Annotated in this window: 1 protein-coding gene; it reads left to right on the top strand. The window is 67.0% G+C overall.

All coding sequences use genetic code 11. The annotated features are described in order from the left end of the window. Nucleotides 1-267: Tn3 family transposase (locus tag RTW80_RS29465; protein WP_312721667.1), on the top strand; the 267-nt coding region annotated here is incomplete at both ends.

Genomic DNA, 267 nt, shown 5'->3' with positions numbered 1-267 from the left:
ACCAAGCTGTACGTGCCGCAGGGCGTGCAAGCCTACCCGACGTTGCGCCCGCTGATCGGCGGCACCCTGAACATCAAGCACGTGCGTGCCCACTGGGACGACATCCTGCGCCTGGCCAGCTCGATCAAGCAGGGCACCGTCACCGCCTCGCTGATGCTGCGCAAGCTCGGCAGCTACCCGCGCCAGAACGGACTGGCCGTGGCCCTGCGCGAGCGGGGCCGGATCGAGCGCACGCTGTTCATCCTGGACTGGCTGCAAAGTGTTGAA

Source organism: Escherichia sp. AM3 (genome assembly GCF_032029835.1).
Classification (GTDB): domain Bacteria; phylum Pseudomonadota; class Gammaproteobacteria; order Enterobacterales; family Enterobacteriaceae; genus Escherichia; species Escherichia coli.
Note: the sequence above shows the minus strand (reverse complement) of the source record. Positions and strands in the feature narration are given on the sequence as shown.